At 70.8% G+C, this 19784-nt stretch carries 19 protein-coding genes and 2 riboswitches; of the genes, 12 read left to right on the top strand and 7 right to left on the bottom strand.

Annotated features, from left to right (window positions below; all coding sequences use genetic code 11):
* Positions 1–110: 110 nt before the first annotated feature.
* The 5 genes from ACZ7MX_RS32720 to ACZ7MX_RS32700 all read left to right on the top strand — a co-directional run bounded on the left by ACZ7MX_RS32720 (position 111) and on the right by ACZ7MX_RS32700 (position 3994).
* Positions 111–812, top strand: coding sequence for a DedA family protein (locus ACZ7MX_RS32720; protein WP_472137399.1), 702 nt, complete (start codon positions 111–113; stop codon positions 810–812).
* Positions 809–1414, top strand: coding sequence for a phosphatase PAP2 family protein (locus tag ACZ7MX_RS32715; protein ID WP_472137397.1), 606 nt, complete (start codon positions 809–811; stop codon positions 1412–1414). Before ACZ7MX_RS32720 ends, ACZ7MX_RS32715 begins: the two co-directional genes overlap by 4 nt.
* Complete coding sequence (locus tag ACZ7MX_RS32710; RefSeq protein ID WP_472137395.1) at positions 1411–2184, top strand: phosphatase PAP2 family protein; 774 nt, start codon at positions 1411–1413, stop codon at positions 2182–2184. The genes ACZ7MX_RS32715 and ACZ7MX_RS32710 overlap by 4 nt, the downstream gene beginning before the upstream one ends.
* Positions 2185–2282: 98 nt before the next feature.
* Complete coding sequence (locus ACZ7MX_RS32705) at positions 2283–3542, top strand: RNA-guided endonuclease InsQ/TnpB family protein (RefSeq protein ID WP_472137393.1); 1260 nt, start codon at positions 2283–2285, stop codon at positions 3540–3542.
* Between the two features lie 143 nt (positions 3543–3685).
* Positions 3686–3994, top strand: coding sequence for a hypothetical protein (locus ACZ7MX_RS32700; RefSeq protein WP_472137391.1), 309 nt, complete (start codon positions 3686–3688; stop codon positions 3992–3994).
* Positions 3995–4115: 121 nt separating this feature from the next.
* Here the strand turns inward: ACZ7MX_RS32700 and ACZ7MX_RS32695 are convergent, their stop codons facing one another.
* The 7 genes from ACZ7MX_RS32695 to gcvT all read right to left on the bottom strand — a co-directional run bounded on the left by ACZ7MX_RS32695 (position 4116) and on the right by gcvT (position 11186).
* The gene (locus tag ACZ7MX_RS32695; RefSeq protein WP_472137390.1) at positions 4116–4445 is read right to left on the bottom strand and encodes a type II toxin-antitoxin system VapC family toxin; all 330 of its coding nucleotides are present in this window, start codon (positions 4443–4445) and stop codon (positions 4116–4118) included.
* Positions 4442–4714, bottom strand: coding sequence for a hypothetical protein (locus ACZ7MX_RS32690; protein ID WP_472137388.1), 273 nt, complete (start codon positions 4712–4714; stop codon positions 4442–4444). The genes ACZ7MX_RS32695 and ACZ7MX_RS32690 overlap by 4 nt, the downstream gene beginning before the upstream one ends.
* Before the next feature lie 88 nt (positions 4715–4802).
* Positions 4803–6188 carry an L-serine ammonia-lyase gene (locus ACZ7MX_RS32685; protein ID WP_472137386.1) on the bottom strand — a complete coding sequence of 462 codons (1386 nt, stop codon included), beginning with the start codon at positions 6186–6188 and terminating at the stop codon, positions 4803–4805.
* A 106-nt stretch (positions 6189–6294) separates the two neighbouring features.
* On the bottom strand, positions 6295–7977 hold the full coding sequence (locus ACZ7MX_RS32680) for an APC family permease (RefSeq protein ID WP_472137384.1): 1683 nt from the start codon (positions 7975–7977) through the stop codon (positions 6295–6297).
* 256 nt (positions 7978–8233) lie between these two features.
* Positions 8234–9496: a serine hydroxymethyltransferase gene (gene glyA, locus ACZ7MX_RS32675; RefSeq protein WP_472137382.1), complete on the bottom strand. Its 1263-nt coding sequence runs from the start codon at positions 9494–9496 to the stop codon at positions 8234–8236.
* 55 nt (positions 9497–9551) lie between these two features.
* Positions 9552–9929, bottom strand: a complete 378-nt coding sequence (gcvH, locus tag ACZ7MX_RS32670) for a glycine cleavage system protein GcvH (protein WP_472137380.1) — start codon at positions 9927–9929, stop codon at positions 9552–9554.
* A gap of 129 nt (positions 9930–10058) precedes the next feature.
* Positions 10059–11186 carry a glycine cleavage system aminomethyltransferase GcvT gene (gene gcvT, locus ACZ7MX_RS32665; protein ID WP_472137379.1) on the bottom strand — a complete coding sequence of 376 codons (1128 nt, stop codon included), beginning with the start codon at positions 11184–11186 and terminating at the stop codon, positions 10059–10061.
* 33 nt (positions 11187–11219) lie between these two features.
* A riboswitch (glycine riboswitch) is annotated at positions 11220–11336 on the bottom strand.
* Positions 11337–11432, bottom strand: a riboswitch (glycine riboswitch). It abuts the riboswitch before it with no gap.
* A gap of 228 nt (positions 11433–11660) precedes the next feature.
* On the opposite strand from gcvT, the gene ACZ7MX_RS32660 reads away from it, so the two are divergent.
* From ACZ7MX_RS32660 to ACZ7MX_RS32630, 7 genes are all read left to right on the top strand, one after another.
* Positions 11661–12386, top strand: coding sequence for an AAA family ATPase (locus ACZ7MX_RS32660; protein WP_472137513.1), 726 nt, complete (start codon positions 11661–11663; stop codon positions 12384–12386).
* Positions 12387–12519: 133 nt separating this feature from the next.
* Positions 12520–13323, top strand: coding sequence for an enhanced serine sensitivity protein SseB (locus ACZ7MX_RS32655; RefSeq protein WP_472137377.1), 804 nt, complete (start codon positions 12520–12522; stop codon positions 13321–13323).
* 120 nt (positions 13324–13443) lie between these two features.
* On the top strand, positions 13444–14241 hold the full coding sequence (locus ACZ7MX_RS32650; protein ID WP_472137375.1) for an enhanced serine sensitivity protein SseB C-terminal domain-containing protein: 798 nt from the start codon (positions 13444–13446) through the stop codon (positions 14239–14241).
* Between the two features lie 424 nt (positions 14242–14665).
* Entirely contained in the window at positions 14666–15664 is a 999-nt protein-coding gene (locus ACZ7MX_RS32645) for an ABC transporter permease (RefSeq protein ID WP_265361024.1), read from the top strand.
* Between the two features lie 116 nt (positions 15665–15780).
* Positions 15781–17535: an ABC transporter substrate-binding protein gene (locus ACZ7MX_RS32640; protein WP_201811112.1), complete on the top strand. Its 1755-nt coding sequence runs from the start codon at positions 15781–15783 to the stop codon at positions 17533–17535.
* A gap of 78 nt (positions 17536–17613) precedes the next feature.
* The gene (locus ACZ7MX_RS32635; RefSeq protein WP_472137372.1) at positions 17614–18624 is read left to right on the top strand and encodes an ABC transporter permease; all 1011 of its coding nucleotides are present in this window, start codon (positions 17614–17616) and stop codon (positions 18622–18624) included.
* Positions 18621–19760, top strand: a complete 1140-nt coding sequence (locus ACZ7MX_RS32630) for an ABC transporter ATP-binding protein (protein WP_472137370.1) — start codon at positions 18621–18623, stop codon at positions 19758–19760. The genes ACZ7MX_RS32635 and ACZ7MX_RS32630 overlap by 4 nt, the downstream gene beginning before the upstream one ends.
* Positions 19761–19784 lie beyond the last annotated feature (24 nt).

The raw sequence follows: 19784 nt of genomic DNA, 5'->3' as shown, positions 1-19784 counted from the left end.
CGCCCCTCGCCTGCTCGTCGTCTACAGTTCCGAAGACCGTCTACGTGACTGTAGTCGGTCGGGCCGGTCGCACGGCAGGCCCGCAACCCATTATGTAAGGGGCCACCGACATGGCCGTAGCCGCTGCGTTTGCGCAGGTGGCAGCCGATGCGACGGGCATGGGCCAGGCCGTCGACGTGCTCGACGCCGGCTCGCTGCTCGCCGCGTTCGGGGCGCTCGGCGTCGCCGTCGTCCTGTTCGCCGAGACCGGACTGCTCGTCGGGTTCTTCCTGCCCGGCGACTCCCTGCTCTTCACCGCCGGACTGCTCTGCGCCCCGGGCGCCGGCGGCGCCGTACACCTCGACCTGCCCCAGGTGCTGCTCGCCGCCGCGGTGGGCACGCTCGCCGGATCCCAGACCGGCTACTGGCTCGGCCGGCGCGGCGGCCGCGCCCTGCTGGCCCGCAGCCGCGCCCGCAAGCTGCACGAGGGCGCCGCCCGCGCCGAGGAGTACCTCGCCCGCTACGGCCACGCCAAGGCCATCGTCCTCGCCCGCTTCGTCCCGATCGTGCGCACCGTGCTGAACCCGCTGGCCGGAGCCCTGCGGGTGCCCGCCCGCACCTTCACCCTCTGGCAGATCACCGGCGGACTTCTCTGGACGCTCGGCCTCACCCTCGCCGGATATGCCCTGGGCTCGTCCGTGCCCCACGTCGACCGCTATCTGCTGCCGCTGGTGGCCCTCGTGGTGGCGGTGTCGCTGACCCCGCTCGCCCTGGAGGTGCTCCGCGCCCGCCGGCGCCCGGCGGCGGCCGACCCGGAGGAGCAGCACCCATGACCTCCCTCGCCCTCGGCGGAGCCGCGATCGACGGCACCGCCTACACCTGGATCATCCATCTCGCGCACCGCGCCCCGCACGGCCTGAACACCGCCGTCGCCGCCTGGAGCGACTACGGCCTGGCGCTCTTCGCCGTGCTGATGCTGCTCGCCTGGTGGCGGGCGCGCAGCCGCGGGCCGGGCGCCATGGCCACGGCCCTGGCGGCCCCCCTGACCGTCGTCCTCGCCTACGCCGCGAACGACCTGGTCAAGAGCCTCTTCGACGAGCAGCGACCGTGCCGGACGCTGCACACCCGCACCGTCGAGAGCTGCCCGGGGCCCGGCGACTGGTCCTTCCCCAGCAACCACGCCGCCATCGCCGCGGCCGCCGCGGTCGCGCTCCTCCTGTGCGACCGGCGGCTCGGCCGGATCGCCGCCCCGGCCGCCGTCCTGATGGCGGCCTCCCGGGTCTGGATCGGGGCCCACTACCCGCACGACGCCGTCGCCGGCCTGCTCACCGGGGGCCTGGTGGCCTGGGCACTCCACCCGCTCGCCCACCGCGCGGCCCCCGCCGTCGCCCGGATCCGCACGACCCGGTTGCGCCCCCTGGTGGCCGCGCGGTGACCGCGCCGGGAGACGGGGCGGGAGCCGGGCCCGGGCCGGACCGGGAGCCGGTGGTCAGCCGGCAACCGCGGCCGGAACTGGGCCCCGGCTCCGTCCCGCGGCCGGGGAACGGCGCGCTGCTCGCCCTGGCCGTGGTCTGTGCGGTGCTCTTCGCCGCCGCCGCGACCACCGTCTCCGTACGGCACGGCACCCCGCTCGCCCCCGAACGGGACACGGTCCACTGGGCCGCCGCCCACCACGGCGAGCCGGTGCGGTCCCTGGCGCGGGCCCTGACCGCCACCGGCACCGGCCTCGTCCCCTACCTGATGGCCGTCCTCGCCGGACTGCTGGCCGGCCGCGGCGCGACCGGCCGCCTCCGGGCGGTGACCTGCACGGTGGTCGTCCTCGCCGTCGGCCAGACGATCCGCTACGGCCTGATGGAACTGCTCGCCCGGGCCCGCCCACCGGCCGTCGACTGGGCCGGCCACGCCACCGGATACGCCTTCCCCTCCGGCCACGCCACCACCTCCGCGCTCGCGGCCGGCCTGCTCGCCTGGGGCCTCGCGCACCGCTGCGGCCCCGCCGTCGCCCGCACCTGGTGCGCGGTGCTCGCCCTCTGGGCCGCCGGGGTCGGCCTCACCCGGGTCTATCTGGGCGTCCACTGGCTCGGCGACGTCGTCGGCGGCTGGCTGCTGGCCGCCACCTGGCTCACCCTCGCCCTGCTCCTGGAACCGGCCGCCTTCCGCACCCTGGGCCGCCCGGAGCGCCCGGAGTACCCGGAGCGCTCCTGAGCTGGGGAGTGCCGACCGGTCGTCCGCGCACAGGTATCTTGACCTGTACCCACGTGCTAAATGGTGATCAACTGGACGACAGGCGGCGGAGGTTGTGCGTGATTCGTGCGTACAAGTTCCGCCTTCGGCCGACCGTCCGGCAGGAAGTCGCCTTGCGGGCGATGCTGGCCGACCACTGTTCCCTCTACAACGGCGCGCTCCAAGAACGCCGCGATGCCTACCGGCACAGCTCAAAGACCTCGATCCGGTACGGGCAGCAATCCGCCCAGCTCAAGGAGATCCGGACCTTCGATCCGGAGCGGCAGGGGCGCTGGTCCTTCTCCTCCCAGCAGGCGACCTTGCGGCGACTGAACAAGGCCTTCGCCGCGTTCTTCCGCCGAGTGAAGACCGGTAAGAAGCCCGGCTATCCGCGTTTCAAGGGCGCTGGCCACTTCGACACGGTGGAGTTTCCCAAGGACGGGGACGGCTGCCGGTGGGACTCCACCCCGAACGATGCCCAGACCCGTGTTCGCCTTCAAGGCATCGGGCACGTCCGCGTGCACCAGCACCGGCCCGTGCGTGGGCAGGTGAAAACGATCAGCATCAAGCGTGAGGGCAAGCACTGGTATGTGGTGCTTGCCTGCGACAACGTGCCCCCCGAGCCCCTTCCGGCCACCAGGTCGATTGTCGGCATCGACATGGGCGTGGCGCACTTCCTCACCACATCGAACGGTGAGCACGTGCGCAACCCGCGCTTCCTCGCATCGTCCGCCGAGGATCTGGCCGCCGCCCAGCGTCATCTTTCGTCGTTCCCCAGGCGCACGAAGCGGCGCACGAAGAAGCACCGGGCTGCGGCGCGGAAGGTGGCCAAGTTGCACGCCAAAATCCGACGTCAGCGCCTGGACCATCACCACAAAGCCGCCAACCTGCTCGTTGCCGAGCACGACGTGATCGTGCACGAGAAGCTGAACATAGCGGGCATGACCAAAGCGCCCGCGCCCAAGCCCGACCCCGCCCGGCCCGGCAGCTTCCTGCCGAACGGGGCCGCAGCGAAAGCAGGCTTGCACCGCAGCATCGTGGATGCGGGTTGGGGCATTTTCCTGGGAATCCTGGCGCAGAAGGCTGAGAGTGCCGCTCGCCGCATGATCCCGGTGAACGCCCGCAATACCTCCCGGACCTGCCCCGAATGCGGGCACGTCGCGAAGGAGAACCGCACCACCCAAGCGATGTTCGCATGCGTCTCCTGCGGGTTCGTCGCGAACGCGGACCACGTGGGCGCCTTGAACGTCCTGCACAGGGCCGGGCCGGCCCTCTGTGACGCTGCTCAGCCAGCGACGCAGGAAGCCCACGACGCCAGTCGTGGGTGGAGTCACGAATAGCTGACGATCCGACCAGGTCTTCCCCAAGGCGGCATGGACGCCGCCCGCGCCGAGCACCACTGTCCTGGGCGCGCCGGACCGCCAGGAGCCCGCCACCGTCCACGGCACGCACCACCGCACCGCACCGCCAGGGGGAGATCGCCATGAACCAGCCGTTCGACGCCCGGTCACCGCACCCGGCAGCCGGCCGGGAGGCCGTCGCCGGAACCCCGCACGGCCGCTGCCCGGCCGCCGCCGTCAAGGACCCCACCCCGTGCGAGGGCCCCCACGACGCCGCCACCATCGTCGACCGCCACGGCCGCGAGGTGGCCGGCTGCGTCCACCACTGCGCCCGCCTGCTGGCCGGCCTCGAAGGCGCCCGCGTACACCCCTTCGTCCCGGCCCGGCACGCCCTGGAGATCTACTCCCGGGCCCGTGAACTCCCGCCCTTCGCCTGGGAGATCGGCAGGTAGTCGCCCGCCGGGACCGACTCGGCAGGTCGCCATCGGTGGCGGGGCTTGCGCCTGGCCGACCGAGGAGGGCTGCTGTCCGAGGCTCTGACCCGCGCGAGAGGTGAGACGCGGCCTCGCAGAGTCAGACCTTGGCGACGCGGGCGCCGGAGCCGCACAGAATGCTGAGGTCCTCAGGGTCGGATGTCAGGACGGTTGTGGGGGCGGCTGTGGCGAGGAGCTTGCCGGCGTGGCGCGCGATCGCTTCGGTGGGCGGGACGATGTTCACGCGGGAGACGGCGTAGTCGAACCGGGCCTGGTCGACCTCGGGGTCGCGGGCTTCGACCAGCGTGACGGAGCTGGTGACCACGCGGACGTCCTCGGCCTCGGCGGCAGCCAGCCACTCGATGAGCTCAGGGGAACGCCGTACGAGTTGGGAGAGCCCCTCGCAGTCCAGGATGAGTGTTCCGCTCACGCGGCGTCCGCCGAGCCGGCCGTGTCACCGCGCAGGACGGCTCGCTTGGTCTCGACCGCTGCCTGGTCCACCGGGCCGTGTTCGGCTTCGGCGTCTTCGATGAGATCCCGCAGGCGATCCCGCTCCAGCTGGCGCTGGATGAGGGCTTCGACATAGGCGGACATGCCTCGCTTTCCGGTACGTGCCCGGAGAGCGGCGATGGTGCCCTCGTGGAGGGAGACGGAGACCGGACGGGCGGGGCCTTCGCCGGGAGCGGAGGAGGTGGCCATGGGCCCATTTTCACAACACGCTTGTTATTGGCAAGGACGGCCCTGACAGCGCTGAAAGAAACGAACGCGCTGGTCAGGGCCTACTTCCTCAGCACTCGATGATGTTCACGGCGAGTCCGCCCCGCGCCGTCTCCTTGTACTTGACGCTCATGTCGGCGCCGGTGTCCTTCATGGTCTTGATGACCTTGTCGAGGGAGACGTGGTGCCGGCCGTCGCCGCGCAGGGCCATGCGGGCGGCGGTGACGGCCTTGACGGCGGCCATGCCGTTGCGCTCGATGCACGGGATCTGGACCAGGCCGCCGACCGGATCGCAGGTCAGGCCGAGGTTGTGTTCCATGCCGATCTCGGCGGCGTTCTCGACCTGCTCGGGGGAGCCGCCCAGGACCTCGGCCAGACCGCCGGCGGCCATGGAGCAGGCCGAGCCGACCTCGCCCTGGCAGCCGACCTCGGCGCCGGAGATGGAGGCGTTCTCCTTGAAGAGCATGCCGATGGCGCCGGCGGCGAGCAGGAAGCGCACCACACCGTCCTCGTCGGCGCCGGGCACGAAGTTGATGTAGTAGTGCAGCACGGCCGGGATGATGCCGGCGGCGCCGTTGGTCGGCGCGGTCACGACCCGGCCGCCGGCGGCGTTCTCCTCGTTGACGGCCATCGCGTAGAGGGTGATCCACTCCATGGCGCGGGCGGTGGCGTCGCCCTCGGCGCGCAGCTTGCGGGCCGAGCCGGCCGCCCGCCGGCGGACCTTCAGGCCGCCCGGCAGGATCCCCTCGCGGGACATGCCGCGGGCCACGCAGGCCTGCATCACCCGCCAGATCTCCAGCAGGCCCTCGCGGATCTCGTCCTCGGTGCGCCAGGCCTTTTCGTTCTCCAGCATCAGGGCGGAGATGGACAGGCCGGTCTGCTGGGACAGCCGCAGCAGCTCGTCGCCGGTGCGGAAGGGGTACTTCAGGACCGTGTCGTCCGGCACGATCGGGTTCTCGCCGTCCGCCCCCTCCGCCGCCAGCACGGTCTCGTCGACGACGAAGCCGCCGCCCACCGAGTAGTAGGTCTTGCTCAGCAGCTCGGCGCCGTCCGCGTCGTAGGCCCGGACCGTCATGCCGTTGGCGTGGTACGGCAGGGTCTTGCGGCGGTGCAGGACCAGGTCCTCGTCGAAGTCGAAGGCGATCTCGTGGGCGCCGAGCAGGCTGATCCGCCCCGACTCCTTGATCGCCGCGACCCGGTCGTCGGCGGTTTCGACGTCGACGGTGCGCGGGGAGTCGCCCTCCAGGCCGAGCAGGACGGCCTTGGGGGTGCCGTGGCCGTGGCCGGTGGCGCCCAGGGAGCCGAAGAGTTCGGCGTGGATGCGGGCCGTCCGGGCGAGCAGGCCGTCCTTCTTGAGCCGGCCGGCGAACATCCGGGCGGCGCGCATCGGGCCGACGGTGTGGGAGCTGGAGGGACCTATGCCGATGGAGAAAAGGTCGAAGACGGAGATGGCCACGGGGGCGGACTCCCTTGTCTGCTCGTGGTGGACGGTGGAGCTATCGGACGAAGAGGTACGTTTCTGCGCCGAATGTCGAGCGTAACGCGGACCCGGCGCGGTGCCGTCAGACGGAAACCGTCGGGCGGCCGTCGGCGGGTGTAACGGGAGGTGTCGGTGTCACAGCGGGTGCCCGGCCGGCCACCGCGGCGGCCGGCGGGCCGGTCAGGCCGGTCGCCCGGGCCCGGACGCCGGCCCGTACGGCCCAGAAGTAGAAGGCCGGCGCGGAGAGCGCGACCAGGGCGATGTCCAGGCCGCCGGGGATGATGCCGTGCCCGCCGAAGTCCGGGCTGCCCAGCGCGGACAGCGCGGCCAGCCAGAGCAGGAAGACGATCATCCACCAGGCCGGGGCGAACTGCCGCCGCAGCCGGGCCGCGCCGAGGGACCCGGCCCGGTGGCGCAGCACCAGCACCGCGATCGGCACGGACACCAGCGTCAGCGCGGTCACCTTGCCGGTGTCCGGCCACTTCGACCAGTACAGGGCGCAGGCCGCGAAGGCGAAGGTGACCGGGCTGAGGACCCCGGCGGCCGGGAGCCGGAACGGACGGGGCAGCTCCGGCGCGGTCCGGCGCAGCACCCCCACCGCGATCGGGCCGATCAGGTACGAGATGACCATGGCCGCCGAGACCACCCCGGCCAGCGCCTGCCAGCTGCGCCCGACGGTCAGCAGCAACAGGACGGAGAAGCCGAGGTTGAGCCACATCGCCGGGCGGGCGGTGCCGTACCGCGGGTGCACGGCCGCCAGCTTCCGCGGGAAGAAGCCGGTCTCCGCCAGGTTGGTGACCATGTACGCGGCCGAGGCCACGTTGGCGATGTTGGAGCCGGCCGGCGAGATGAACGCGCCGAACTGCAGCATCGTGACCACCCAGTGCAGCATCAGCAGCTTGGCGAGGTCGGCGAACGGCGAGCCCAGGTTCACCCCCTGCCAGCCGCCGGCCCGGGCCAGCTGCTCGGGCGGCACCGCCCCCAGGTACGCGGTCTGCAGCGCCAGGTAGATCACCAGGCCCAGGGTGAGCGCACCGACCAGGGCGACCGGGATGGCCCGGCCCGGGTTCCGGGCGGCGCCGCCGAGGTTGACCACGGCCTGGAACCCGTTGAAGGCGAAGACCACGCCGCAGGTGGTGACGGCGGTGAGCACGGCCGACCAGCCGTACGGGGCGAAGCCGCCCTGCGCGGTGAGGTTCGAGGTGTGGAAGCCGGAGGCGGCCAGCGCCGCCACGGCGAGCACCGGGATGGCGAACTTCACCACGGTGAGCACGGTGTTGGCGCGGGCCAGCAGCTGCACCGACCAGTAGCAGGTCAGCCAGAGCGCGACGGTCAGGGCCAGCGCCACGGCCATGCCGGACGCCGAGAGCTGGTGGCCGGCCGGTTCGACCAGCCCCTTCGCCCAGCCGAAGCCCCAGGACGTCATGTACTGGGTGGCGGCGATCGACTCGATCGGGATGAGCGAGGCGGTCGCGATCCACACCGCCCAGCCGGTGAGGAAGCCGAGCACCGGTCCGTGCGAGAGGTGGCCGTAGCGGGCCATTCCGCCGGGGATCGGGTAGGCCGCGCCGACCTCCGCGTAGGACATCGCGATCATGCCGATGAAGACGGCACCGATCACCCACGCGACCAGTGCCGCGGGGCCCGCCACTTGCGCGGCGGCACCGGCGCCGAAGAGCCAGCCGGAGCCGAAGATCGAGCCGATGCCGATCATGATGAGGGCGAAGAGGCTGAGGCCCTTCCGGTCGCCCGCGCTCATGTCCATGGGGTGGTGTCGTCCGTCCTGCTGTCGAAATGCCCCCTCGCCGTTGAAGGGCCGCTGTGTATGCCGCTGACACCCTATTTCGCGCCCCTCACCCGGAATCCCGGATTCCGCCGTGCGGGCGCGCGACATCGACGAAGGGGGAGGGGAAGCCGGGCATGCAGACCGGGGGCCCGGGACCAACGGCCCCGGGCCCACGGCCCGTTGAGCCCCCGTCCGCCGAGGGCCGGCGGACCGGAGGATCACCGCATGAGACGCGTCACAGCGACGGGTACAGCGGGTACTTCTCCGCGAGTGCGGTGACCCGGGCCTTGAGGGCCTCGGCGTCGTAGTCCGGCTTGAGGGCCTCGGCGATGATGTCGGCGACCTCGCGGAAGTCGTCGGCCTGGAAACCGCGGGTGGCCAGGGCCGGGGTGCCGATCCGCAGACCCGAGGTCACCATCGGGGGCCGGGGGTCGTTGGGGATGGCGTTGCGGTTGACGGTGATGCCGACCTCGTGGAGGCGGTCCTCGGCCTGCTGGCCGTCGAGCTGGCTGTTGCGCAGGTCGACCAGGACGAGGTGGACGTCGGTGCCGCCGGACAGGACCGACACACCGTGCTCGGTGACGTCGTCCTGGACCAGGCGCTCGGCGAGGATCTTGGCGCCTTCCAGGGTCCGCTGCTGGCGCTCCTTGAACTCGTCGGACGCGGCGACCTTGAAGGAGACCGCCTTGGCCGCGATGACGTGTTCCAGGGGGCCGCCCTGCTGGCCGGGGAAGACCGCGGAGTTGACCTTCTTGGAGATCTCCGGGGTGGCGGAGAGGATGACGCCGCCGCGGGGGCCGCCGAGGGTCTTGTGGGTGGTGGTGGTCACCACGTGGGCGTGCGGCACCGGCGAGGGGTGCAGCCCGGCCGCCACGAGACCCGCGAAGTGGGCCATGTCGACCATGAGGTAGGCGTCGACGGCGTCGGCGATGCGGCGGAAGGCGGCGAAGTCGAGCTGGCGGGGGTAGGCCGACCAGCCGGCGACGATCAGCTTGGGGCGGTGCTCCTTGGCCAGGCGCTCGACCTCGTCCATGTCGACCAGGTTGGTCTTCTCGTCGACGTGGTACGGGACGACGTTGTAGAGCTTGCCGCTGAAGTTGATCTTCATGCCATGGGTCAGGTGCCCGCCGTGGGCGAGGTTGAGACCCAGGATGGTGTCGCCCGGCTTGAGGAGGGCGAACATGGCGGCGGCGTTGGCCTGGGCGCCGGAGTGGGGCTGGACGTTGGCGTAGGGCGCGCCGAAGAGGGCCTTGATGCGGTCGATGGCGATCTGCTCGACGACATCGACGTGCTCGCAGCCGCCGTAGTAGCGGCGGCCGGGGTAACCCTCGGCGTACTTGTTGGTGAGGACGGAGCCCTGGGCCTCCATGACGGCGACGGGGGCGAAGTTCTCCGACGCGATCATTTCGAGGGTGGACTGCTGGCGGTGCAGCTCGGCGTCGACGGCCGCGGCGACGTCGGGGTCGAGCTCGTGCAGGGAGCTGTTCAGAAGCGACATGGGTCTTTCCTGGAGGGGTCAGAGGGCGCAGAGCACTTCCAACGGGCGGGGTGGCTCACTCGGTGATGAACGCGGCGTACTCGTCGGCCGAGAGCAGCTCGGCGGGCTCGTCGCTGATCTTCACCTTGAACAGCCAACCGCCCTCGAACGGGGCGGAGTTCACCAGCGAGGGGTCGTTGACGACGTCCTCGTTGATCTCCACGATCTCGCCGTGCACGGGCGCGTAGAGATCGCTGACCGACTTGGTCGACTCCAGCTCACCGCAGCTCTCGCCCGCCGTGACCGTGGAGCCGACCTCAGGGAGCTGCACGTAGACGACGTCGCCGAGGGCGTTCGCCGCGTGCTCCGTGATGCCGACCGTCGAGACGCCTTCCTCGGCGGCCGACAGCCACTCGTGCTCCTTGCTGTAGCGCAGCTGCTGGGGGTTGCTCATGGCTCGATTCTCCTGTACGCGAGGGTGTGATCGTGAATGGGGGCACCTCACCGGACGAAGTCCGGGGGAGCGTCTTGCACAGTGAGACGCGCGGTGGCGCGCCGCCGCCCGGTCCGCCGGGGCGAACCGTTACTTCTGCCGCTTGTAGAAGGGCAGCGCGAGGACCTCGTACGGCTCATGGCTTCCACGGATGTCCACGTGGACACCCTCGGTGCCCGGTGTGGCCCAGTCCGCGTCGACGTAGGCGATCGCGATCGGCTTGCCGAGCGTGGGGGAGGGGGCGCCCGAGGTGACCTCGCCGATCACCGTCCCGTCGGCGGAGACGACCGGGTAGCCCGCGCGCGGGACCCGGCGGCCCTGGGCGATCAGCCCGACCAGCTTGCGCGGCGGGGCGGCCTCGGCGCGTTCGGCGGCCACCTCCAGCGCGGCGCGGCCGACGAAGTCGCCGTTGTTGGTCGTCTTCTCGAACTTCACGACCCGGCCCAGGCCCGCGTCGAAGGGGGTGGTGGCGGTGGTGAGCTCGTGCCCGTACAGCGGCATGCCCGCCTCCAGGCGCAGGGTGTCCCGGCAGGACAGCCCGCACGGCACCAGGCCCACGTCCTTGCCGGCCTCGGTCAGCGCCTCCCAGAGGGCGACCGCGTCGGCCGGCCGGACGAACAGCTCGAAGCCGTCCTCGCCGGTGTAGCCGGTACGGGCGATCAGCGCCTCGACGCCGGCGACCGTGCCGGGCAGGCCGGCGTAGTACTTCAGCCCGTCCAGATCGGCGTCCGTCAGCTTCTTGAGGATGCCGGGGGACTCCGGGCCCTGCACCGCGAGCAGCGCGTAGGCGTCCCGGTCGTCGCGGACCACGGCGTCGAAGCCGCCGCCCCGGGCGGTCAGCGCGTCCAGCACGACCTGGGCGTTGGAGGCGTTGGCGACCACCATGTACTCCTGGTCGGCCAGCCGGTAGACGATCAGGTCGTCCAGGATGCCGCCCTCGGCGTTGCAGATCATGGTGTACCGGGCGCGGCCGGTCTTCACCCCGCCGATGTTGCCGACCAGGGCGAAGTCGAGGAGGTCGGCGGCCTGCGGGCCGGTGACGGTGATCTCGCCCATGTGGGAGAGGTCGAAGAGGCCGGCGCGGGTGCGGACCGCGACGTGTTCGTCGCGCTCGCTGCCGTAGCGCAGTGGCATGTCCCAGCCGGCGAAGTCGGTCATGGTCGCGCCGAGTGCCCGATGCGTGGCATCGAGCGCCGTGCGGCGGGGGGCATCAGTCATGGTTCTGGGCTCCCAGGCAGGGGTGACAAGACGTTCTCCCCATCTGTCATCGGAACCTGAGAGGTTCACCGGGAGCCCGCGAACGGGCCCGGTTTGCACCTTGGGTGGAGCCGCCCCGTGGGCCGGGCCGGACTCGCTTTTCAGATCTGCCTCGCCCGCGCGGTATAGGGGCCTGAGAGATTCAAGGGAGGACTTGCTCCTTCGGCGCCCCGCCGTGGCGGCCGGGGACTCTCCCGCGCGGATTCAAGCGGCCGGTATGGAGTTGGCGGTGCACGGGTGAACCGAGATGTGCACGTGGCGCGCACATCATTGCACGGGATCGCCGAATACAGGAGGCCCGGTCGGCGCACCGTCCCCGACGTGGGCGGATCGGACAATCACCTTGATGGTCATTACCTTTTCTTGACACTCTGCGGGTAGGGAACCGGCCTCGGGCCGGACCGTAACCCGGACACAACCCGGACGGGGAGGGTGATCACGGTGCACAGGGACGCGGCACTCGCGGCCACATCGGGGGCCGGACCCGAAGAGCCGGTGGCGGTCCGCGCCGCCGCACCCCGGGCCCGGCGCCCGGCCCGCCCGGTCGTCCGGCCGGGGCGCGGGGCGCGGGTGGTGGACCTGCGCGGCGACGACCGGGCCCGGGCCGCCGCCGAGCTGCGGTTCCCGCCCGGTGACCTGGTGGTCGTCTCCGGCCTGCCCGGCAGCGGCAAGAGCACCCTGATGCACCGGGTCGTGCCGCCGCTGGACGGCGGCGGGGCCGAGGTGCACCGGATCGACTCCCAGGACGTCCGCGAGCGCTTCGAACGCGGCAGACTGCGCCGGCTGCCCTACGGCCTCTACCGCCCGCTGGTCCGGGCCGCGCACTATCTGGCGCTCGGCAGGGCACTGCGCTCCGGCCGCAGCGTGGTGGTGCACGACTGCGGGACGCTGGCGTGGGTGCGCCGCTGGATGGCCCGGGCGGCCGGCCGCGGCGGCCGGGGGCTGCATCTCGTCCTGCTCGACGTGGCACCGGAGGTGGCCCGGGCCGGCCAGCAGGCGCGCGGCCGCGGGGTGTCGGGGTACGCCTTCGCCCGGCACCGCCGGGCGGTGTCCGGGCTGGTCGGCGGCGCGGAGGCGGCCCGGCTGCCGCGCGGATTCGCCTCGGTCGTGCTGCTGGACCGCCGCGCGGCGAGCGCCCTGGAAACCCTCACCTTCCGCTGACCGGCGCCCGCTTCCGCCCGCGCCGCCGCCCGCCGCAGCGTCACCCGCCCCGCGGGCGCGGCCACCGCTTTCTCTCGTCTAGGGTCATGGGCCAGAAAGCGCGGAGTGCGGTGTGGAACACGGGTGGATGCAGATGAACTTTCCGGAGCAGGGGATACCGCAGCTGGCCTGGCCGGCGAACGAACTCGAAGAGGTGCTGGCCGCCTCGGTCGGGCATCCCGGCGCCGGCGGCCGGATCGTCGAGGTCCTGGGCCGCAGCCGGGTGTGGGTGCCGCTGCCCAACGGCGGCGGTCCGCAGGGCGCGGGCCCGGGTACCGCCGGACTGGACCTGCCCACCGTCGACATCGGCGGGCTTGCCTACGTCCCGGTCTACAGCTCCGAGCAGGAGTTCCTGCGGGTCGTCGGCTCGCACATGTCCTTCACCGTCGCGCCGGCCGTGGAGTTCGCCCGCGGGCTGCCGCCGAAGATCGGGATCGTGGTGAATCCGGACGGGACGGTCGGCGTCCCGGTGCCGCCGCCCGCGGTGGCCGAATTGTGCCGCTCGGGACGTCAGGAACCGGATACCGGCGGACTGCCGAGCGGCGGCCGGGTGCGGCTCTTCGAACCGGACTGGCAGGACGAGCCGGTGGACTTCCTGGCCGCCGCCGGACTGGAGTTCTCCGGCGTCGGAATTGTCCTGACTGCCCGGCGTGTCCTGGCCAGCGTGGAAGGCGACACGCCCGCACTGTTCGTCGGTGTCCAGGTCGCCACGGTCCCCGAGGCGCTGCACGACGGATCGGCCCGCGACACGGTGCTCGCGGGCCTGGGGCGGGCCCTCGGCGCGGTGCCGGTGCCCTGGCCCGTACAGCTCGTCATGCTGGACCTCGCCCAGGGCGACCCGGTCGCCGACTGGATGCTGGAGCGGGTACGGCCTTTCTACTCGCGCGAGCACTCCTAGGGTTCCCCGCCGTTGCGGACGCCGCGGCCTTCCGGCCCTGGACCACCGGCAAGCCCTAAGCTGGTTGGATGACGCGCGGGCGCACCCACACGTGCCCTGCCGAGAGAGGGGACGGACCACGTGAGTGCGGGTGCGCATCAGGGGCCGGCGGCGGCCGGACAGCTGGAGCAGCTGCTGCAGCAGGTCTCGCCCGGCCGTTACGACGCCTACGAAGCCCTGCTGCACGCACTCGCCGCGGGCCAGGTCTGGATGCTGCTCTGGCACGGCCGGGCCGGTTCGGCCGATGCGCAGTACGGGAACATGGAGGTCGACGGCCTCGGCTACGCGCCGTGCGTGACCTCCGCGCCCGAACTCGCCGCCTCCGGCTGGAACCGCGACCACGAGGTCGTCAGCGGCCTGGAGATCGCCACCGCGCTCTTCCCCGACCGCTGGGGACTGTGGCTGAATCCGCATGCTCCCGGCGGCGGGGTCGGCATTCCCTGGCTGGATCTGCGCCGGATCGCCGGCGGTCTCGACCGGCTGCCCGCCGGTCCGCTGCGGCTCTCCGACCCGGTCATCGACATCCCGCAGTTCTACGCGCTGCTGGCGCAGAACGCCCATCGCACGCCCGCCGTACGGTCGTTGCGCCGCGCCTGGGTGCAGCCCGCGCTCGGCGCCCCGTATCTGGCGATCGGTCTGGATCTGTACGACACCGGCCCGCAGGCGGTGGATTCCGCCCGGTTGATGATCCAGCAGTCGATCGGTGCCGTCCCGGACGGATTGCCGGTCTCCACGGTCGCGATGAGCGACGAGTACGACCCGGTCGCCATGTGGATGCGGGCCGTCGCGCGGCCGTTCTTCGACCGTGACGGCTACACCCAGCAGCCGGCCCAGCCACCGGCGCCCTCGTACGGCTACGGCTACCCGCGGCCGTACTGAGCGGCCTTACCCACCGTCCGTCTCGCCCGCCGGAGCGTGTCGCTCCGGCGGGTTTCTTGTGGCGAATTCGCCCCGTACGCCCCGCGGTTGAGGCGCTCTCCCGCGGCTCTCGGCTCCGCTCAGCCCGCACTTCTGTCCGTATAACGGAAAGCCGTGGAGCACATCACAGTTGCGCATCCTTTCCCCGTCAGGGCTGGTGACTGATCGCGAAGGGGATGAAGACTCCGGAACCAACAAGGGCCTCGGTCCTCTGTGCGAGCGTCATTCCGGTCGGCATCGGGTGAACCGCTTCCTTCCGCAAGGTGAACTCCCGTGAGGATCACCGGACTTGCTCCGCAGTGCACCGCACCAATTGACGTGAACCAGGCCGCTACCGCGGCGGGCAGGGGCCGGCCACCGCCGGCCGAGAGGGGTCAAAGGCACCGTGACCGCACCGATCGAGACCACCGGGGCGGCTGCCGAGGCGCAGCCGGAAGCGGTGCTGGAGGGCGTGGCGAGCAAGCGCATCGAAGGGCGCTCGCTCGGCCAGATCGCATGGCTGCGCTTCCGGCGGGACAAGGTCGCGGTGGCCGGTGCCATCGTTGTCATCCTGCTGATCGCCGTCGCGGCGCTCTCCCGTCCGCTGCAGGCCCTGCTGGGGCTGGACCCCAACGCGCCCAACGAGTCGCTGATCGACCCCAACACCACGCTGCCCAAGGGGGACTTCGGCGGGATGAGCGGGGACCACCTGCTCGGCGTGGACCCGAAGTTCGGCCGCGATCTGCTCGCCCGGGTCCTGGAGGGCTCCTGGGTGTCGCTGATCGTGGCGTTCGGCGCCACGCTGCTGTCGGTCGCCATCGGCACCGTGCTCGGCGTGATCGCCGGTTTCTACCGCGGGCGGGTGGACGCCTTCATCAGCCGCATGATGGACGTCTTCCTGGCGTTCCCGCTGCTGCTGTTCGCCATCGCGATCTCCGCATCGCTGCAGGGCGGCGCCTTCGGCCTGGAGGGCCTGCCGCTGCACATCTCGGTGCTGATCTTCGTGATCGGCTTCTTCAACTGGCCGTACATGGGACGGATCGTGCGCGCGCAGACGCTGTCGCTGCGCGAGCGGGAATTCGTGGACGCGGCCCGGGGCATGGGCGCGCGCGGCCCGTTCATCCTCTTCCGGGAGCTGCTGCCCAACCTGGTGGGCCCGATCATCGTCTACTCGACGCTGCTGATCCCCTCCAACATCCTCTTCGAGGCCGCACTGAGCTTCCTGGGCGTCGGCATCCAGCCGCCCCAGGCCTCCTGGGGCGGCATGCTCAACCAGGCGGTCAAGTACTACGAGGTCGACCCCCAGTACATGATCGTCCCCGGCCTCGCGATCTTCGTCACCGTGCTCGCGTTCAACCTGCTCGGTGACGGTCTGCGGGACGCGCTGGACCCGCGCAGCCGCTGACGGCACCGCGGGCGTCCGCCCCAGCCGCCACCGCGCTCTGTGTTGTGACGTTTCTCCACGAACGAAAGACCGAACGAAGACCGTACGAAGACCGAACGAAGGGGACACCGACCACCATGCGAAGGTCAGTTCCGGTCGCGACCATAGCGGCCATCACCAGTGCGGGCCTTTTGCTGGCCGGCTGCAGCGGGGGCAAGGGCTCCTCGGAAGGCTCCGGCGAGGCCAACGCGGCCACCAAGGGTGTCGTCAACGCCTCGGACGCCAAGGGCGGCACGGTCACCTACGCCATGAGCGACGCCCCCGAGTCGTTCGACCCGGGCAACACCTACTACGCCTTCATCTACAACTTCAGCCGGCTCTACGCGCGCCCGCTCACCACCTTCAAGCCGGGCCCCGGCCCCAAGGGCAACCAGCTGGTCCCGGACCTCGCCGAGTCCATGGGCAAGCCCAGCGACGGCGGCAAGACCTGGACGTACAAGCTCCGCAAGGGCGTCAAGTACGAGGACGGCTCCACCGTCACCTCGCAGGACGTCAAGTACGCCGTGGAGCGGTCCAACTTCGCGCGTGACGTGCTCTCGCTGGGCCCGAACTACTTCCAGCAGTTCCTCAAGGACAACGACGGCGGCGGCTACAAGGGTCCCTACAAGGACAAGAGCAAGGCCGGTCTGAAGTCCATCGAGACGCCCGACGACCAGACGGTCGTCTTCCACCTCAAGAAGCCGTTCGCCGAGTTCGACTACCTGGTCAGCGCCCCGCAGACCGCGCCGGTCCCGCAGGCCAAGGACAAGGGCGCGGACTACACCAAGGCCGTGCTGTCCACCGGCTCGTACAAGTTCCAGAGCTACCAGGAGGGCAAGCAGCTCACCCTGGTCCGCAACCCGCAGTGGTCGGCGAAGACCGACCCGCTGCGCAAGCAGCTCCCGGACAAGATCGTGCTGAACCTGAAGGTCGCCCAGTCGACGATCGACAAGGACCTGCAGTCCGGCAACACCCTGGTCGACCTGGCCGGCCGCGGCGTCGACGGCCAGACGCAGGCCCAGCTCCTGACCGATTCCAAGGAGAAGGCCAACACCGACAACGCGCCCGGTCAGCGCCTCGTCTACACGGCGATCAACACCAAGGTGAAGCCGTTCGACAACATCGAGTGCCGCAAGGCGGTCGAGTACGCGATCGACAAGAAGGCCGTGCAGACCGCGCTCGGCGGTCCGATCCGCGGTGAGATCGCCTCGACGACGCTGCCCACCGACCTCGCCGGCTACCAGAAGTTCGACCTGTACCCGCAGAAGTACGACGGCGACAAGCTGGACCTGGCCGAGGCCAAGAAGCACTGGGACAAGTGCGGCGCCGGCAAGGCCACGACCACGATCCTGGCCCGCAACGACCGCCAGGACGAGGTCGACGCGGCCACCTCGGTCATCGAGTCGCTCAAGAAGATCGGCGTCACCGCCAAGATCCAGTCGTACCCGACGAGCAAGTACTTCTCCGACTACGCGGGTGTGCCGGAGTTCAACAAGAAGAACAACGTCGGCCTGATCATGATGCAGTGGGGCGCGGACTTCCCGACCGGCTACGGCTACCTGCAGCAGATCCTGAACGGCAAGGCGATCAGCAAGTCCGGCAACACCAACCTCTCCCAGCTGGACGACCCGGAGATCAACAAGCTGCTCGAAACGGCCATCGCCAATACCGACAAGGCGGCCCGCGAGAAGGCGTACGCCGAGATCGACAAGAAGACGATGGAGCAGGCGGCGCTGGTCCCGCTCACCTACTTCAAGGTCCTGATGTACCGCTCGCCCAAGGCCACCAACCTGGTGTCCACCTCGGCCTTCAGCGGTGAGTACGACTACCTCAACATCGGCGTCAAGAAGTAGCAGCCCTGGAAGGCAGGTGAAGGCATTGGTGTCCGCGGGCCGGTTCCGGCCGGCCCGCGGCGCCGGCGCCGCATCCCCGTGTTCTCGTACATCATCCGCAGGTTGATCAGCGCAGTGATCCTGCTGCTGATCGTCAGCGCGGTCACTTTCGGCATCTTCTTCCTGCTGCCGAAACTGGCCGGGCAGAGCACCGACCAGCTTGCCCAGCAGTACATCGGAAAGGCCCCCACCCCCGCGGACATCGCCGCGGTGAAGAAGAACCTCGGCCTGGACAAGCCCGTGTACGAGCAGTACTGGGACTTCCTCAAGGGCATCTTCGCCGGCGTCGACTACAAGTTCGGCCCGGAAGCGGCCAAGTGCCACGTGCCGTGCTTCGGCTACTCGTTCAAGACGCACATCGAGGTCTGGCCGGAGATCCAGTCCCGGCTCCCGGTGACCCTCTCGCTCGCCGCCGGCGCGGCCGTGCTCTGGGTCGTCTCCGGCGTCGCCACCGGCGTGCTCTCCGCGCTGCGCCCCGGTTCGTTCTTCGACCGTGCGGCGATGGGCGTGGCGCTGGCCGGCGTCTCCCTCCCGATGTTCTTCACCGGCGCCCTGGCCCTGGCCCTGTTCACCTACCAGTGGCCGATCTTCGAACGCAGCGACTACGTACCGCTGCTGGACAACCCGTTCCTCTGGGCCCGCACCCTGGTGCTGCCCTGGGTCACCCTGGCCTTCCTCTACTCCGCGCTCTACGCCCGGCTCACCCGGGCCGGCATGCTGGAGACGCTGGCCGAGGACTTCATCCGCACGGCCCGCGCCAAGGGCCTTCAGGAGCGCAAGGTGGTCGTCCGGCACGGTCTGCGCGCCGCGCTCACCCCGATCATCACCGTCTTCGGCATGGACCTCGGCCTGCTGCTCGGCGGCGCGCTCATCACCGAACAGGTCTTCTCGCTCAAGGGAGTCGGCGCCTTCGCCGTCGAGGCGATCAACGCCAACGACCTGCCGAACATCCTCGGCGTCACCCTGCTCGCCGCGTTCTTCATCGTCATTTGCAACCTGGTGGTGGACGTTCTGTACGCCGCCGTCGACCCGCGGGTGAGGCTCTCGTGACCGACTCCTCCGAGGACCGGACCGCCACCACGGCGGCCACCGGGACAACGGCACCGCAGACGTCCGCCTTCCTCGACGTACGCGATCTGAAGGTGCACTTCCCCACCGACGACGGGCTGGTGAAGTCCGTCGACGGGCTGACCTTCAGCCTGGAGAAGGGCAAGACGCTCGGCATCGTCGGCGAATCCGGCTCCGGCAAGTCGGTGACCTCGCTCGCCGTCATGGGCCTGCACCGCGCCTCGCGCCAGCAGCGCAACAAGGTCCGGATGTCCGGCGAGATCTGGCTGGACGGCAAGGAACTGGTCTCCGCCGACCCGGACGAGGTGCGCCGGCTGCGCGGCCGCGAGATGGCCATGATCTTCCAGGACCCGCTGTCCGCGCTGCACCCGTTCTACTCGGTCGGCAAGCAGATCATGGAGGCGTACCGGGTCCACCACGACGTGGACAAGAAGACCGCGCGCAAGCGGGCGATCGAGATGCTCGACCGGGTCGGCATCCCGCAGCCCGACAAGCGGGTCGACGACCATCCGCACCAGTTCTCCGGCGGTATGCGCCAGCGCGCGATGATCGCGATGGCGCTGGTCAACAACCCCGAACTGCTCATCGCGGACGAGCCGACCACCGCCCTGGACGTCACCGTGCAGGCGCAGATCCTGGACCTGATCCGCGATCTGCAGAAGGAGTTCGGCTCGGCGGTCATCATCATCACCCACGACCTGGGCGTCGTCGCCGAGCTCGCCGACGACCTGCTGGTGATGTACGGCGGCCGGTGCATCGAGCGCGGCCCGGCCGAGAAGGTCTTCTACGAGCCCCAGCACCCCTACACCTGGGGGCTGCTCGGCTCCATGCCCCGTATCGACCGGGAGCAGACCGAGCGGCTGATCCCGGTCAAGGGCTCCCCGCCCAGCCTGATCAACGTCCCGTCCGGCTGTGCCTTCAACCCCCGCTGCCCGTACGCGGACGTCCCGAAGGACAACCTCACCCGTACGGTCCGCCCCGAGCTGCGCGAGGCGGGCAGTGGGGGCACCCCCGCCAATGGGGGCGTAGCCGGCGGGGGAGGACACTTCTCCGCCTGCCACATGGCGCCGGAGGAGCGGAAGCGTATCTGGACCGAAGAGATTGCGCCGAAGCTGTGACCGAGACGACTGACGACGAGAACA

The organism is Streptomyces sp. NPDC107765 (genome assembly GCF_055657085.1).
The sequence above is the reverse complement of the archived record's forward strand: the minus strand, read 5'-3'. Positions and strand labels throughout refer to the sequence as shown.